We start from the raw sequence: 13,091 nt of genomic DNA, 5'->3' as shown, positions 1-13,091 counted from the left end.
CAACCGGCCACCTGCCGTTCACCGCGACGTCACCGACTGGTTCGTGAGGCTGGATAGCTTCGGCGCGTGACTCTGGACACCTCTGGTTACACGGTGGTCGACGACGATGATGACGACCCGGTTCTGCTGATCCAGCCCGGCGACCAGGTGGTCGACACGTGGCGGGAGAACTATCCGTACGACGAGCGGATGAAGCGCAGCGATTACGAGGAACAGAAGCGGCTGTTGCAGATCGAGCTGCTCAAGCTGCAGAAGTGGAGCCAGGCCAACGGGCACCGGCACGTCGTCGTGTTCGAGGGCCGCGACGCCGCAGGCAAAGGCGGCACCATCAAGCGCTTCATGGAGCACCTGAACCCGCGCGGCGCGCGCATCGTGGCGCTGGAGAAGCCGACCGAGCAGGAGCGCACGCAGTGGTATTTCCAGCGTTATGTGCGCCACCTGCCGCATGCTGGCGAGATCGTGATGTTCGACCGGTCCTGGTACAACCGCGCCGGCGTGGAACGCGTGATGGGCTACTGCACCCCCAAGCAGCACGCCGAGTTCATCCGCCAGGTCCCCTGGTTCGAGCAGATGCTGGTCAACGACGGCATCTTCCTGACCAAGCTGTGGTTCTCGGTGTCGCCGTCCGAACAGCGCACCCGGTTCACGATCCGCCAGGTCGACCCGGTCCGGCAGTGGAAGCTGTCACCCACCGACCTGGCCTCGCTGGACAAGTGGGACGACTACACCGCGGCCAAGGAGGACATGTTCGCCTGGACCGACACCGAGACGGCGCCGTGGACAGTGGTCAAGAGCAACGACAAGAAGCGTGCCCGCGTCAACGCGATGCGTTTCGTGCTGAGTAAATTCGACTACGACAACAAAGACCATGACGTGGTCGGCCGGCCCGACCCGCTCATCGTGGGACGCGCGCTGGGCGACTGACCGGCGGAGAAGGAGGACGCGTCGGTGCGGTTCGTGACGGCGCTGTTCTTCTGGCTGCTGACCACCGCGGCGTTGGCCGTCGCGGTGCCGGTGGTCTGGGCGCAGATGACGATCGTCAACGAGGACGGCTACGCCGCGTTGTCGGCGTCAGCCGCGGGTGACGCGCGCCTGCAGGAGGCGATGGCGGGTGAACTGACCACCCAGCTGGTGTCGCTGGGTGACGACAACGGCTACAGCCTCAACCCCGTCCTGGTGCGTCAGGTCGCCGCGTCCTACACGGGCAACGACGGCTTCGCCGGACAGTTCGCCCAGGCGAACCGCATCGCACATCGGTGGATGTTCACCGGTGCCGTGCCCAGCGGCAACTCGACCGACGAGTGGCTCATCGACGTCGCGCCGATGCTGTCGGATCCGTCGTTCCAGGCCACGCTGGGCTCCCTGGACCTGGAGGTCCCGCCGGCACTGACGGTGCCGATCACCGTCGACAGCCCGGAGCTGCAGCCGGGCAAGCTGCGCTGGCTGGCGACGTGGGGACCTTGGGCCAGCGCGGCGGTGGTGGCGGTGGTGGCGATGTGTGCGTTGCTCACCGTCGTCGCGGCCCGGTCCCGGGGCAAGGCGCTGGCCGCGCTGGGAGTGTCGGCGTTGTTGGTGGGCGCGGCAGGCTGGGCCGGCATCGAGGTGGGCCGCGGCTACGTCGAGGACGCGCTGAACCGCACGACCGGTGACATCCGCACCGTGGCCGAGGTGATGGTCGCTCACGCCGAGGGCAGCCTGCACCACTGGCTGAACATCACTCTGGTGGCCGGGGCGGGGCTGGTCGTCCTCGGCGCGATCGCCGCGGGCCTGGGCGGGCTGCGCCGCGACTGAGGATCAGGAGTTGCTGGCGACGAACCGGCGCAACAGCGGCCACCCCGCCGCGAGGTTGACCGCCACGCCGCCGAGCAGGTACGGCCACCACGAACCGCCGGCGCAGGCCACCCAGAAGGCCTTGGCCGCCCAGTACGGCGGCAGCACCCCGAACGCCAGATTCCAGGCGGAGTCGACGAACCAGGGCAGGCACGGGATCCCGGCGATGAGCAGACCGAGCAGGCGCAGCATGGCGATGCCCTGCACCTTGTTGCGTGCCACGGCGACGATCAGCAGCATCGTCACCACCGCCGACATACCGGCCACCATCCCGATCGGGATCAGCGGCCACACCAGCGAGGACGGCACCAGGCCCGTCAACGGGATCGTCACCGCGACATAGACGGTCGTCACGGTCACCACCGTGGCGGCGCGGTAACCGAAGAAGCTGCGCAACGTCACCGGGGTCACCCGCAGCGCTGTCAGCGTGCCGGCGTCGACCTCGTCGAGTACCAGGAACGCCGCCAGCCCGCCGACGACGATGATGCTGGTCAGCAGCAGCAACCCGGTGACTGCCAGCGGGTAGTAGGGCACCAGGTCGAAGTCGTAGCGCTGCGCCAGGGCGGTGGCGAGTCGCGGCACGAGCACCGCCGTGCCGACGGTCCAGATCGCCGGGGCGAACACCAGCATCACCAACAGCGGGTCGCGGTAGGTCCCCCGCAGGTCGTTGCGGCCGAAGGCCGCGAATGTACGGAGGCGGCCGAAGGCCGCGAATGTACGGAGGCGGCCGAAGGCCGCGTATGTACGGAGGCGGCCGAACGCGGCCCAGGCGGCGGTCACGCGGCACCCGACCGGGCGATGACGTAGCGGTCGAACAGGACCCGGGCCACCTGGTACAGCCCTGCCGCACAGAGCAGCGGATAGACCAGTGCGTACCCGATCTGCCAGGGCGCCAGGCTGATCTGGTCGAACACCGCGGCGAACAGTAACAGCGGGCCCTGGGTCGGGATCAGGTAGAGCACCGGGTGCGTCCACACCCCGAGCAGGTACACCACCGGCAGCGCCAGGATCAGCAGCGGTACCACCGTCGAGAGGAACCAGTCACTGACCGAGGCGAACGGCAGCGCGGAGATGAATCCGGACAGCAGCATGACCAGCGTGCCGAGGACGACGCCGACGACCAGTGGTGCAGGGTGGAAGTCGGTGCCGTGCGTCGCGGTCACCACCACCACCGCGACGAGCAACGAAATCACGGTCAAAACAACAAGTTTCACCGACAGGTATTCACCGAAGCGCAATGGGCTGCACACCACCGCCCCGAGCGTGCGTTCCTGCTTCTCGAGGAACACCGAGCCGCCGATGAAGAAGAAGCCGATGACGGCGATGTCGCCGATCAGCACATAGGGTTCGACGATGTTGCGCAGGTGGTGCGGCATCGGCAGCAGGACCGCCAGCCACAGCAGGCCGGAGATCACCGCGGCGTGCACGAACCGTTGGCGCACCTGCAAAGTGGCCTCCAGGCGCAGGGCGCTGATCCAGCGCGTCATGCCAGGCTCCGGCCGGTGACGTCGACGAACACCTCGTCGAGGCTGGCCTCGCGACTGTGGATGGTTTCCACGTGGTGGCTGCGCAACACGGAATGGAAGTCGGGGTCGTCGGCCAATCCGTCCATCGGGAACTCCGCGGTCTGCAATGTGCCCTCCGGAGCGCGGTATTCGACGCGGACGAGCCGACGACTGCGGGCGATCTTCAGTTCCGTCGGCGCGTCGAGGGCGACGATGCGGCCGTCGACGACGAACGCCACCCGGTCGCAGAGTTCGTCGGCGGTCGCCATGTCGTGGGTGGTGAGGAATACGGTGCGACCGCGGTCTTTCAGTTCCAGGACCATGTCTTTGACTCGCCGCGCGTTGACCGGGTCCAGGCCCGAGGTCGGCTCGTCGAGGAAGATCAACTCGGGGTCGTTGAGCAGCGCCCTGGCGAACGTCAGCCGCATCTGCATTCCCTTGGAGTACTTGCCCACCCGGGTGTCCGCCGCGTCGGCGAGGCCGACCGCCTCGAGCAGGGTGCGCGGATCCTGCGTCGCCCCGTCGTACAGCGAGGCGAAGAACTGGAGGTTCTCGGCACCGGTCAGCTTCAGGTAATGGTTCGGCAGCTCGAACGACACCCCGATGCGTTGGTAGTAGTCGGACCCCCAGTCCAGCGGGTCGCGGCCCCAGACCAGCATTCGGCCGCCGTGGCCGCGCAGCAACCCGATCAGCAGCTTCTGCGTGGTCGACTTGCCCGCACCGCTCGGGCCGAGGAAGCCGAAGATCTCTCCCGGGGCCACGGTGAAATCCATGCCCCGCACGGCGGGTTCGGACGTCTTGGGATAGGTGTAGGTCAGCTCGCTTACGGCGATGACGGGTTCGGTGTTCATCTCGACTCGTGTCATCCTTCGGTTGGACAGCCGGGCAGGAATTCCGACCAGACTTCCCGGAGCGCCGCGTCAGACTATAGTGAATTTTCAGAAATTATTGAAGTCTTTGAAATCCTCAGGAGGTCTGCTGGTGACGCCCGCGCCGAGACTGCACGAGGCCGCGGAGCGGCTCGCCCTCGTCCTTTCGGGTCAAGGTCTGCAACGCATGACCGCCCGGGTGCTGACCGCGCTGTTGTTCTCCGAGAGGTCCAGCGTGACGATGTCCGAGTTGGCCGACGAGCTCCAGGCCAGCGCAGGCTCGATATCCGGGGCGCTGAAGAATCTGACGTCGGTCGGGCTGGTCGAGCGGGTGCCCGCACCGGCCAGCAGGCGGGACCACTTCCGGCTGCGGCCGGACGCCTGGGCGACGCTCTACACCAGCCAGAACCAGACGATCGCCGCGTTCCTGCAGGCGGCCGACGACGGGATCGCCGCGACCGGTGGCTCCGGCCTGGCCCGGGACCGGCTGGTCGAGATGCGCGACTTCTACGCATTCCTGCTGGCCGAGATTCCGGCGGTGCTGGAACGCTGGCACGCGAGCCGGTCCTGACCGACAGGTACCCTCGGAACGAGTCCCCTCTCGAAAGGTCGCTCATTGTCCTCACCTGGCACCGCCGAACTCGACGGTCTCGCCGGCTGGACGGTGGACCTGATGGAGCGCCTCGGAGGCCCCGGAGCAGGCCTGGCGATCTTCCTGGAGAACGTCTTCCCGCCGCTGCCCAGCGAGGTCATCCTCCCGATGGCGGGGTTCGCCGCGCGGCTCGGCCAGCTGTCCGTCGTCGAAGCCGTGCTGTGGACCACCCTCGGGTCGGTGGTGGGCGCCTGGTTCATCTACTGGCTCGGTGCGCGACTCGGCCATGACCGGATGCGCAGGCTGGTGCTCAAAGTCCCGTTGATCGACGTCGAGGACATCGACAAATCCGCGGCATGGTTCGCGCGCCACGGCACCAAGGGTGTGTTCTTCGGCAGGATGCTGCCGTTCTTCCGCAGTTTCATCTCCGTCCCGGCCGGCACCGAGCGGATGAACTTCGCCGTCTTCACGGTGCTCACCTTTCTGGGCAGCCTGATCTGGAACAGCGTTTTCGTCGGTGCGGGGTATGGGCTGGGCGCCAACTGGCACCGGGTGGAGCCCTACGCCGCGACGTTCCAGTACATCGTGCTCAGTGCGGTCGCGGTCGCGCTCGGTTGGCTGGTCGTCTCACGCATCCGTCGTCGGCTGCGGGCCGAGGCCGGCACGGAGGTCTGAGCGGGGCAGCAGGCCGACCTGTCGGTACACCTCGCGCAGATAGCGGCGCATCTCGTCGACGTCGGGCGGTGCGGGTTGCAACACCCGGTAGGTGACCGCGCCGACCATCATGTCGATGGCCACCTCGAGGTCCGTGTCCGCGGCGACGGTGCCCAGCTCGCGCGCCCGCTCGAGCAGCGCCGCTGCCTGACGTCGACGGGGCGCGATGTAGCGACGCCAGTAGGTGGCCATCAGCTCGGGATGGCTGACCGCCGAGCCGAACACCCGGGCCACCAGGGCGCGGTACTGCGGGCTGGCCGCGGTGGCCGCAGCCCGCTCGATGGCGGCCTCGACCACCTCGTACGGCGACGTGGACGCCGCGGTCGACGCCCAGCCGGACTCGTCGGCGACCAGCGTTTCCATGGCCCCCGAGATCAGGTCCTCCTTGTTCGACCAGCGCCGGTAGACCGTCGGTTTCCCGACGCCGGCCCGGCGGGCGATCTGCTCGATGCTGGCGCCTTCGACGCCGCGCTCGAGGAACAGTTCCAGGCCGGCCTGCAGGATCGCCCGGTCGGCCCCGGCGTCGCGCGGTCGCCCGCGCGGCGCGCTCACGGTGTCGAACCGGAGGTCAACGCGGCGGTGAGCCACCGGTGCACGGCGGATGCGTCGCCGGGACGTCCCCGCCACGCCAGGTGGGCGTCGGGGCGGATCAGCATCGCCGAGTCACCGTCGTAGTCCAGGCGGGCGACGAAGTCGCCGAGGTGCCGGCGGGCGGCCTCGATCACCGGTGGCCGAACTCCGGGCGTCAGCAACGCCCACCGTCCGCCGAGCTCCCGGTGCAACCAGGTGGCGGTGCCGTCGGCTCGGGTGCACGCCAGGTCGGCGATCCGGTCTCCCGGCCGCGGCTTGGCTCCGCGGCCGCCCAGCGGGCCCTTGTGGTAGCTGACCCACAGCTGCGATGCGGTGTAGGTGATCCACCGCTGCACCGGCGCTCGCCCGAAGATCTTCGGGGCGACCCGGTCGCGCAGGAAGCGGCCGACGGGGTGGTCCGCCACGTTGACGCGGGTGACTGCGCTGGTGCCGCGCAGTACGTCGGTGGCCAGTGGGCGGCGCTCGGCCTCGTAGGTGTCGACGAACCGATCGGTGGCCAGACCGCGGATGGTCAGGGCGAGCTTGAAGGCCAGGTTCTCGGCGTCGCCGATGCCGGTCAGCATGCCCTGCCCGCCGAACGGGGCGTGCGCGTGGGCGGCGTCGCCGGCGATCAGCGCGTGGCCGTGACGGTAGCGGTCGGCGAGACGGCGGTGGACGGTGAACATCGACAACCACTCGGCGTCCCCGACGTGCACGCGCCGCCCGCTGCGTGCGGGGATGAGCTGCCGCAGGCGCGTCAGCATCTGGCCCTGGTCCGGCGGCGCGGTGTTGCCCGGGTCGTAGGCGAACACCCGCCACAGGTCGTCGCGGCCGTCATCGCCGGGCATCGGCATCACACCGAGCAGGCCGTCGGGGTGGATCCACCCGGTGGTGCCGCCGCGGTCCATCTCCCAGTCGAGGTGCAGGTCGGCCAGCAGCCAGCGTTCGGTGAGCTTGACGCCCGGGAACGCGATGCCGGCCAACCGCCGGGTGGTGCTGGAGGTGCCGTCGCAGCCGACGATCCACTGCGCCCGCAGTCGGGTTCCGTCGTCGAGTTCGGCGACGACGAGGTCTTGCGGGGGCCCGTCCTGCTGGGACAGCCCGGCCAGGCCGACACCCCAGTGGGGAACGACGTCGAGTTCGGCCAGCCGGTCGCGCAGCGCGGCCTCGACCTTGGCCTGGGAGACCACCATCGGCGGGGCGGCGGTGTCCATCCGGGGATCGCCGAACTCCAGCGTGACCAGCGGGCGGTCCCCGAGGTAGTTCGTGATCCGCATCGCCCGCAGCGACTCGTCCGGCAGGCTGCCGAGGGCGCCGAGCCGGCCGAGCACCTCCGAGCCGCGGGCGTGCAGGAAGTTCGCCCGCGACGTGGTGGCCGGTCCGGGGGCGCGGTCGACGACCTGTACGGAGATCCCGTGCAGGCGTAACGCACAGGCCAGCGTCAGTCCCGTCGGTCCGGCGCCCACCACCAGGACCTCGGTGTCGGTCACCCCGTCGACAATAACGGAACGGTAGCGTAACGGAAAGGGTCAGGGGTGGATCACGTGGGACGGGTCCGGACGGCGTTGCGGCGGGGCCTGGCTGTAGTCACCCCAGGGCCCGTCGCGCTGTTCCACCGCCGCGCGCACTCCCTCGGCGGCAGCGGTGTCGACGAAACGCAGCGCGTCGGGAGTGTTGCGCATCAGCCCGTCCAGGATGCCGCCGAGCGTCTGCGTCGAGGCCAGCCCCATGTTCTCGTAGGCCTGGTTGACGATCAGCTTCTGCGCCTGCAGCTGGCTCAGCGGAATGGTCGCGAGCCTGGCGGCGATCTCGGCGACGCGCGCCTCCAGACGCTCGAACGGCACCGACTCGTTGATCAGCTCCACCGCCGCGGCCTCCTTGCCGGTCAGCGGCTCCCCGGTCAGCGAATGCCATTTCACCTTCGACAACGACAACCGGTAGAGCCACATGCCGGTCAGGTAGGCGCCCCACATCCGGGCGTAGGGGGTGCCGATCACGGCGTCGTCGCTGGCGATGACCAGGTCGGCGCACAGCGCGTAGTCGCTGGCCCCGCCCACGCACCAGCCGTGAACCTGCGCGATCACCGGCTTCGACGCCCGCCAGATCGCCATGAACTTGTTCGTCGGCCCGGTCTCACGGGCGGACACCATGGCGAAGTCCTTACCCGGGTCCCACCGGCCGTCGGTGTTCATCGCCTCGCCCCAGTGCTCGAACCCGCCACCGAAGTCGTAGCCGCCGGAGAACGCCCGCCCCGCTCCGCGCAACACGATCACCTTGATCGCGGGATCGCGTTCGGCCAGCCCGATGGCCGCCTCGATCTCGTCGGGCATCGGCGGGACGATCGTGTTGAGCCGCTCGGGACGGTTGAGCGTGATGGTGGCTACCGGCGGTTCGGTTCGATACAGCAGGGTCTCGAAGGTCGACGAGGTCGGTGACATAGTCAGCCAGTGTGCCCGTTGGGCTCTACCGCCAGCCGCGGAACGCGTCGAGCAGCTTGGCCCGGAAAGCCGGGTCGAGTTCCTCCGACCCGATCCGGTCGACGCGGTTCAAGGTGGCCACCGTCGTCCGGAACTGCTGCAGATAGTTCTCGCAGCCTTCGCAGTCGAGCAGGTGCGTGTCGAAGCGCGCCCTGGTCTCGGCGTCCAGCGATCCGTCGAGGTAGGCGGTGACCAGTTCGACGAGCTCGGCGCAGGCCAGGTCATGGTCGTCGGTCATGACACATCCTCCAGGTAGTTCTCCAGTGCCTGGCGCACCGCGGCGCGGCCCCGGTGCAGGAGCACGCGCTGGTTGGCGACGCTGATGTCGAGCAGCGCGCAGACTTCCGCGGAATCGAGGTCCAGCACGTCACGCAACGTGACCACGACGCGCTGGCGTTCCGGGAGTTTGTCCAGCTCGCGCCGCGCGACGTCCATGAGCTCTCCGCCCAGCACCGCGCCTTCCGGAGACTCCGGAAACGCCACGGGCGCGACGTCGTCCCTCCAGTGGCCCGGCCACTCGTCGTCGCCGCCGCGGAACCGTGCCGGGTCGACGCTGCCGCCGGTGAACGCCACGACCTGCATGTCACGGTCCTTGCGTTCCCGGGCGCCGCGGGTCCGGGCGATGTTGATCAGAACGGTGAAAAGCCATGTGCGGACGCTGGATCGGCCCTCGAAGCCGTCGATGCCCTTGAGCAGCGCGATCCACGCCTCCTGGACGACCTCCTCGGCGATCTCCCGGCTGGCGACGTAGCCCCGCGCCACCCGCAGCATCGACGGGGTGTGCCGATCGACCAACGCGGCGAAGACCGCCTCATCGCGCGCCCGCAGCGCCGCGACCAGCTTCTCCTCGTCGGCCGGCGTAGCGGTCGTCACGGCCCGATGGTAGCCCGCCGCGACTGGAGTGCGCGGTGTGAATCGGCCAGCGTCCACACCGAGATGCCCAGCAGCGCAACATCCTTGATCAGGAACTGACCCGTCGAGGACAACACCGGGAAGCCGCCCGCCGACGCCTCGAACACACCGGGTGTGGTGATCAGGAAGCTCAGCGTGGCGGTGAACAAACCGACCGCGACCACGCTGCCGGCCATCGAGAACGTCGGCCACCACGGCTTGACCGCGATGAGGGCCGCGGTCGCGATCTCGAGCGCTCCGAGCAGCGCGGAGAACGTCGTGACCGAGAAGACGTCGTACACCCAGCTCATGAACGGACTGGACGCCACCAGGGGCTCGATGCCCCGCGCTTCGAACTCGGTGAACTTCAACGCCCCGATCCAGGCGAGGATCAGCACCAGCGAGTAACGCAGCAGAGCGCTGCCGGCGCGGTCCAGCCCGCTCTGGAGTCGGTCGGGATGTGGGGTTCGGACAGTGGTCATCGCAACGCCTCCCGGGGTCGGCGGGCCCACCCGGACGGCGCGGCCCTTCACCGTGGGCAGTGTGGGCAGGCGGGCCGGGCGTTACACCGCCGGCGGGTCGGGCTCACGCTGCGCCGCGTCCGCGGATCGGATCCGGCCGCCGAGCTTGATGTTCGGGGTGCGGAAGTACGCCCAGCCCGTCATGAGGATCGCCGCGGCGGCGACGAACGCGACCGCGCTCTGCACGTCGGGCAGGCCGCCGAGGAACAGCAGCACGATGCCCACGCCTGTTCCCGTCCAGTAGATCCGCCGTTTGACCGAACGCCGGGGCAGTGTGGCGGCGTCCCATCCGGGTACCACGATCGCCAGCAGCAGCGCCAGCGCGCCCGCGCTCAGCAACACCGTCGAGGTCGTCGTCACGTCGCCGGTAGCACCAGCTGGAATCCGTCGACGATCTGCTGGGCGTCGCGGCGGAACTGTGGATCGTCGGGTTCGGTGGTCTGGATGGTCAGCGTCGCCAGCCACGTGGGATCGGATTCGGCGACCACCGCATGCATGATGACCGGTCGCTCCGGGGCCAGGCCCATTTTCGGAGCCGTGTACCGCGTTGTCTCCGAGGGGAACCCGCAGGTGGTGTTCGTCTCGACCGACAGGTCACTGGCACCCATGATTTCGACGAGGTTGTTCCGGTTCTGGTCGAAGATCTCGGTCGGCGTCTCGTTGGTGCCGCGCGCCGATTCGAGGGTGACCACGGCGTTCGTGGCGAACCCCCGGGTTCGGAATTTCTCGGCGACGATCGCGTACCGGATCACCCGGCTGTCCATCATCGAGTTGCGTTTCCAGCCGCTGGGAACCGGGATGCGCAACTGGGGCTCGCCCGCGTCGGTGGTGGGGATGTCGGCCAGCGGCGCATCGACCGTCGCGCATGCGTCCGCCCCGCCGGAGGCCGTGACGGCGGTTCCGGTGACGTCGCGGGTGCAGCCGCTGACCAGCAGCGCGGTGACGGTCCCCGCCGCCAGCAGAGCCCGGTAGGTGAAGGTCATGTCAGCTCCCGTCCAGTGTCCGCCAGAGGTACTCGTAGATCAGTGCCGCGCGGAAGGCGATCTGCGGGTTGTCGGCGGCACCGGCGTGGCCGCCTTCGACGTTCTCGTAGTAGGACACCTGATGGCCGGCGGCCTCCAGCGCCGCGGTCATCTTCCGGGCGTGTCCGGGGTGGACGCGGTCGTCGCGGGTGGAGGTGGTGATCAGCACCGGCGGGTAACGGCGCTCGGCGGAGATGTTCTGGTAGGGGGAGTATTTCGAGATGAACGCCCAGTCGTCCGGGTTGTCGGGGTCGCCGTACTCGGCCACCCAGGAGGCGCCGGCGAGCAGCAGGTGAAACCGGCGCATGTCGAGCAGCGGCACGCTGCACACCAACGCCCCGAACAGCTCCGGGTACTGGGTGAGCATGATGCCCATCAGCAGACCGCCGTTGCTGCCGCCCTGGGCGCCGAGTTGGGCGACGGTGGTGATGTTCCTGGCCACCAGATCCCGCGCCACCGCCGCGAAGTCCTCGGCCACCAGGTGACGGCCTTCCCGCATCGCCTGGGTGTGCCAGGTGGGGCCGTACTCGCCGCCGCCGCGGATGTTGGCCAGCACGTAGGTGCCGCCGCGGGACAGCCACAACCTGCCCAGCACGCCGTCGTATCCCGGGGTGCGCGCCACCTCGAACCCGCCGTATCCGCCCAGCAGCGTGGGACCGGGGCCCTGTCGATGCCGGTGGCCCACCACGAAATACGGGACGGCGGTGCCGTCGTCGGAGGTCGCGAAGTGCTGCGTGACCTCCAGGTCGGCGGCGTCGAAGAACGACGGCGCCCGCTTGACCTCGGTCAGCTCGCCGCCTGCGGCCCCGTGCAGCAGCCGCGACGGCGTGTCGAAACCGCTGCAGTCCAGGAAGATCTCGTCGCCGTGCGGGTCGGCGGCCACGATGGAGGTGTTGGTGTTCTCCGGCAGACCCGACACGGCGTGCGAGTCCCAGGTGCCCGGGGTGAACACCTCGACCCGGCTGGCCACGTCGGCCAGGGTGACCACCACCAGCCGGTCCTGCGTCCAGGCGTAGTGGTGCAGGCAGGTGTGCGCGTCGGGAGCGAACACCACGTGCAGTCGCGCTGTGCCGGCGAGGAATTCGTCGTAGTCCGCGGCGAGCAGCGAACCGGCCCGGTACTCCTCGACACCGGTCTCGAGGCTGTAGTACCAGTCGGTGCGCAACTCGACGAGCAGCCAGCCGCGGTGGATGGAGATGCTCGCGTCGGTGGGGGTGTCGATCCGGATCAGTTCGCCGCCGCGAAGCTCGTAGACCTCTTCGTTGAAGAAGTCGAGCGCCCGGCTGATGATGGTGCGCTCGAAGCCGGGCGTGCGGTCCACCGACGCCGCGACGATGACGTCATCGGGAGAGCCGGAGAACACCGTTTCGGCCTGCTCGAGCGGCTGGCCCCGCCGCCACCGCTTGACGATGCGCGGGTAGCCCGACGCGGTGAGCGAACCCTCGCCGAAGTCGGTGCCGACGAGCAGAGTGTCCTCGTCTGCCCAGGTGGTCTGTGACTTGGCCTCGTCCAGCTCGAAGCCGCCGTCGACGAACGTGCGGGTGGTCATGTCGAACTCCCGCACGACCGCGGCATCCGAGCCGCCGGGCGACAGGCTGATCAGCGCGCGGTCGTGGTCGGGTTCGATGACGGTGGCCCCGGCCCACACCCAGTTCCGATCGTCGGTGCGCGCCAACTCGTCGACGTCGATGACGACGTCCCAGTCGGGCTTCTCGGTGCAGTAGCTGTCCAGCGTGGTCCGCCGCCAGAGGCCCCGCTGGTTGGTCGCGTCCCGCCAGAAGTTGTAGAGGTACTCGCCGCGGCGCCGCACGTACGGAATCCGGGTGTCGGTGTCGAGCACCTCCAACGCCTCGGCGCGCAGCTGTTCGAACCGGTCGCCGGTCAGTTCGGCGACCGTCGGCTCGTTGTGCTGGTGCACCCACGCCAGCGCATCGTCACCGGTGACGTCCTCGAGCCACAGGTACGGGTCGGTCGGGTCGTGGTCGTGCGGCGCGGTGTCGGTCACGCCCCCATTCTGCGCATCCGCTGCGGTCCTGTCCGAACCGGTCGCGCCAACGGGAGGTCCCGGTAGCATCACCACCGGTGAGCGTCGGGGGCTCG

At 69.1% G+C, this 13,091-nt stretch carries 16 protein-coding genes; 4 read left to right on the top strand and 12 right to left on the bottom strand.

The window, feature by feature from the left end; all coding sequences use genetic code 11:
- Window positions 1–66 precede the first annotated feature (66 nt).
- Both ppk2 and ACEWX3_RS25400 read left to right on the top strand, forming a co-directional pair.
- Window positions 67–924, top strand: coding sequence for a polyphosphate kinase 2 (ppk2, locus tag ACEWX3_RS25405; protein ID WP_207068774.1), 858 nt, complete (start codon window positions 67–69; stop codon window positions 922–924).
- Window positions 925–948: 24 nt separating this feature from the next.
- The gene (locus tag ACEWX3_RS25400; RefSeq protein ID WP_374158047.1) at window positions 949–1,791 is read left to right on the top strand and encodes a hypothetical protein; all 843 of its coding nucleotides are present in this window, start codon (window positions 949–951) and stop codon (window positions 1,789–1,791) included.
- Between the two features lie 3 nt (window positions 1,792–1,794).
- Here the strand turns inward: ACEWX3_RS25400 and ACEWX3_RS25395 are convergent, their stop codons facing one another.
- The 3 genes from ACEWX3_RS25395 to ACEWX3_RS25385 all read right to left on the bottom strand — a co-directional run bounded on the left by ACEWX3_RS25395 (window position 1,795) and on the right by ACEWX3_RS25385 (window position 4,201).
- Entirely contained in the window at window positions 1,795–2,493 is a 699-nt protein-coding gene (locus ACEWX3_RS25395) for an ABC transporter permease (RefSeq protein WP_374159954.1), read from the bottom strand.
- A 113-nt stretch (window positions 2,494–2,606) separates the two neighbouring features.
- A complete protein-coding gene (locus ACEWX3_RS25390; RefSeq protein ID WP_374158046.1) occupies window positions 2,607–3,317 on the bottom strand; it encodes a fluoroquinolone transporter permease in 711 nt (236 codons plus the stop codon).
- Window positions 3,314–4,201, bottom strand: coding sequence for an ABC transporter ATP-binding protein (locus tag ACEWX3_RS25385; protein WP_374158045.1), 888 nt, complete (start codon window positions 4,199–4,201; stop codon window positions 3,314–3,316). Before ACEWX3_RS25385 ends, ACEWX3_RS25390 begins: the two co-directional genes overlap by 4 nt.
- A gap of 133 nt (window positions 4,202–4,334) precedes the next feature.
- Between ACEWX3_RS25385 and ACEWX3_RS25380 the strand changes: the two genes are divergently transcribed.
- Together ACEWX3_RS25380 and ACEWX3_RS25375 are read left to right on the top strand one after the other, a co-directional pair.
- A complete protein-coding gene (locus ACEWX3_RS25380; RefSeq protein WP_207068812.1) occupies window positions 4,335–4,775 on the top strand; it encodes a MarR family transcriptional regulator in 441 nt (146 codons plus the stop codon).
- Between the two features lie 45 nt (window positions 4,776–4,820).
- Window positions 4,821–5,471: a DedA family protein gene (locus ACEWX3_RS25375; RefSeq protein ID WP_286183615.1), complete on the top strand. Its 651-nt coding sequence runs from the start codon at window positions 4,821–4,823 to the stop codon at window positions 5,469–5,471.
- On the opposite strand, the gene ACEWX3_RS25370 is transcribed toward ACEWX3_RS25375, so the two are convergent.
- From ACEWX3_RS25370 to ACEWX3_RS25330, 9 genes are all read right to left on the bottom strand, one after another.
- On the bottom strand, window positions 5,424–6,062 hold the full coding sequence (locus ACEWX3_RS25370; RefSeq protein ID WP_374158044.1) for a TetR/AcrR family transcriptional regulator: 639 nt from the start codon (window positions 6,060–6,062) through the stop codon (window positions 5,424–5,426). The two genes, ACEWX3_RS25375 and ACEWX3_RS25370, sit on opposite strands and share 48 nt — an antisense overlap.
- The gene (locus ACEWX3_RS25365) at window positions 6,059–7,570 is read right to left on the bottom strand and encodes an FAD-dependent oxidoreductase (protein WP_374158043.1); all 1,512 of its coding nucleotides are present in this window, start codon (window positions 7,568–7,570) and stop codon (window positions 6,059–6,061) included. The genes ACEWX3_RS25370 and ACEWX3_RS25365 overlap by 4 nt, the downstream gene beginning before the upstream one ends.
- A 39-nt stretch (window positions 7,571–7,609) precedes the next feature.
- A complete protein-coding gene (locus ACEWX3_RS25360; RefSeq protein WP_207068767.1) occupies window positions 7,610–8,518 on the bottom strand; it encodes a crotonase/enoyl-CoA hydratase family protein in 909 nt (302 codons plus the stop codon).
- A gap of 25 nt (window positions 8,519–8,543) precedes the next feature.
- Window positions 8,544–8,795 carry an anti-sigma factor gene (locus tag ACEWX3_RS25355; RefSeq protein ID WP_374158042.1) on the bottom strand — a complete coding sequence of 84 codons (252 nt, stop codon included), beginning with the start codon at window positions 8,793–8,795 and terminating at the stop codon, window positions 8,544–8,546.
- Window positions 8,792–9,430, bottom strand: a complete 639-nt coding sequence (locus ACEWX3_RS25350) for an RNA polymerase sigma factor (RefSeq protein ID WP_286183613.1) — start codon at window positions 9,428–9,430, stop codon at window positions 8,792–8,794. Before ACEWX3_RS25350 ends, ACEWX3_RS25355 begins: the two co-directional genes overlap by 4 nt.
- The gene (locus ACEWX3_RS25345; RefSeq protein ID WP_373889113.1) at window positions 9,427–9,864 is read right to left on the bottom strand and encodes a YkgB family protein; all 438 of its coding nucleotides are present in this window, start codon (window positions 9,862–9,864) and stop codon (window positions 9,427–9,429) included. Before ACEWX3_RS25345 ends, ACEWX3_RS25350 begins: the two co-directional genes overlap by 4 nt.
- Window positions 9,865–10,011: 147 nt before the next feature.
- Window positions 10,012–10,329 carry a hypothetical protein gene (locus tag ACEWX3_RS25340; protein WP_374158041.1) on the bottom strand — a complete coding sequence of 106 codons (318 nt, stop codon included), beginning with the start codon at window positions 10,327–10,329 and terminating at the stop codon, window positions 10,012–10,014.
- Complete coding sequence (locus tag ACEWX3_RS25335) at window positions 10,326–10,952, bottom strand: LpqN/LpqT family lipoprotein (protein ID WP_207086036.1); 627 nt, start codon at window positions 10,950–10,952, stop codon at window positions 10,326–10,328. The genes ACEWX3_RS25340 and ACEWX3_RS25335 overlap by 4 nt, the downstream gene beginning before the upstream one ends.
- 1 nt (window position 10,953) lies before the next feature.
- The gene (locus tag ACEWX3_RS25330) at window positions 10,954–12,996 is read right to left on the bottom strand and encodes a prolyl oligopeptidase family protein (protein ID WP_374158040.1); all 2,043 of its coding nucleotides are present in this window, start codon (window positions 12,994–12,996) and stop codon (window positions 10,954–10,956) included.
- Between the last annotated feature and the right edge of the window lie 95 nt (window positions 12,997–13,091).

Source organism: Mycobacterium sp. G7A2, from assembly GCF_041902445.1.
Lineage (GTDB): Bacteria > Actinomycetota > Actinomycetes > Mycobacteriales > Mycobacteriaceae > Mycobacterium.
The sequence above is the reverse complement of the archived record's forward strand: the minus strand, read 5'-3'. Positions and strand labels throughout refer to the sequence as shown.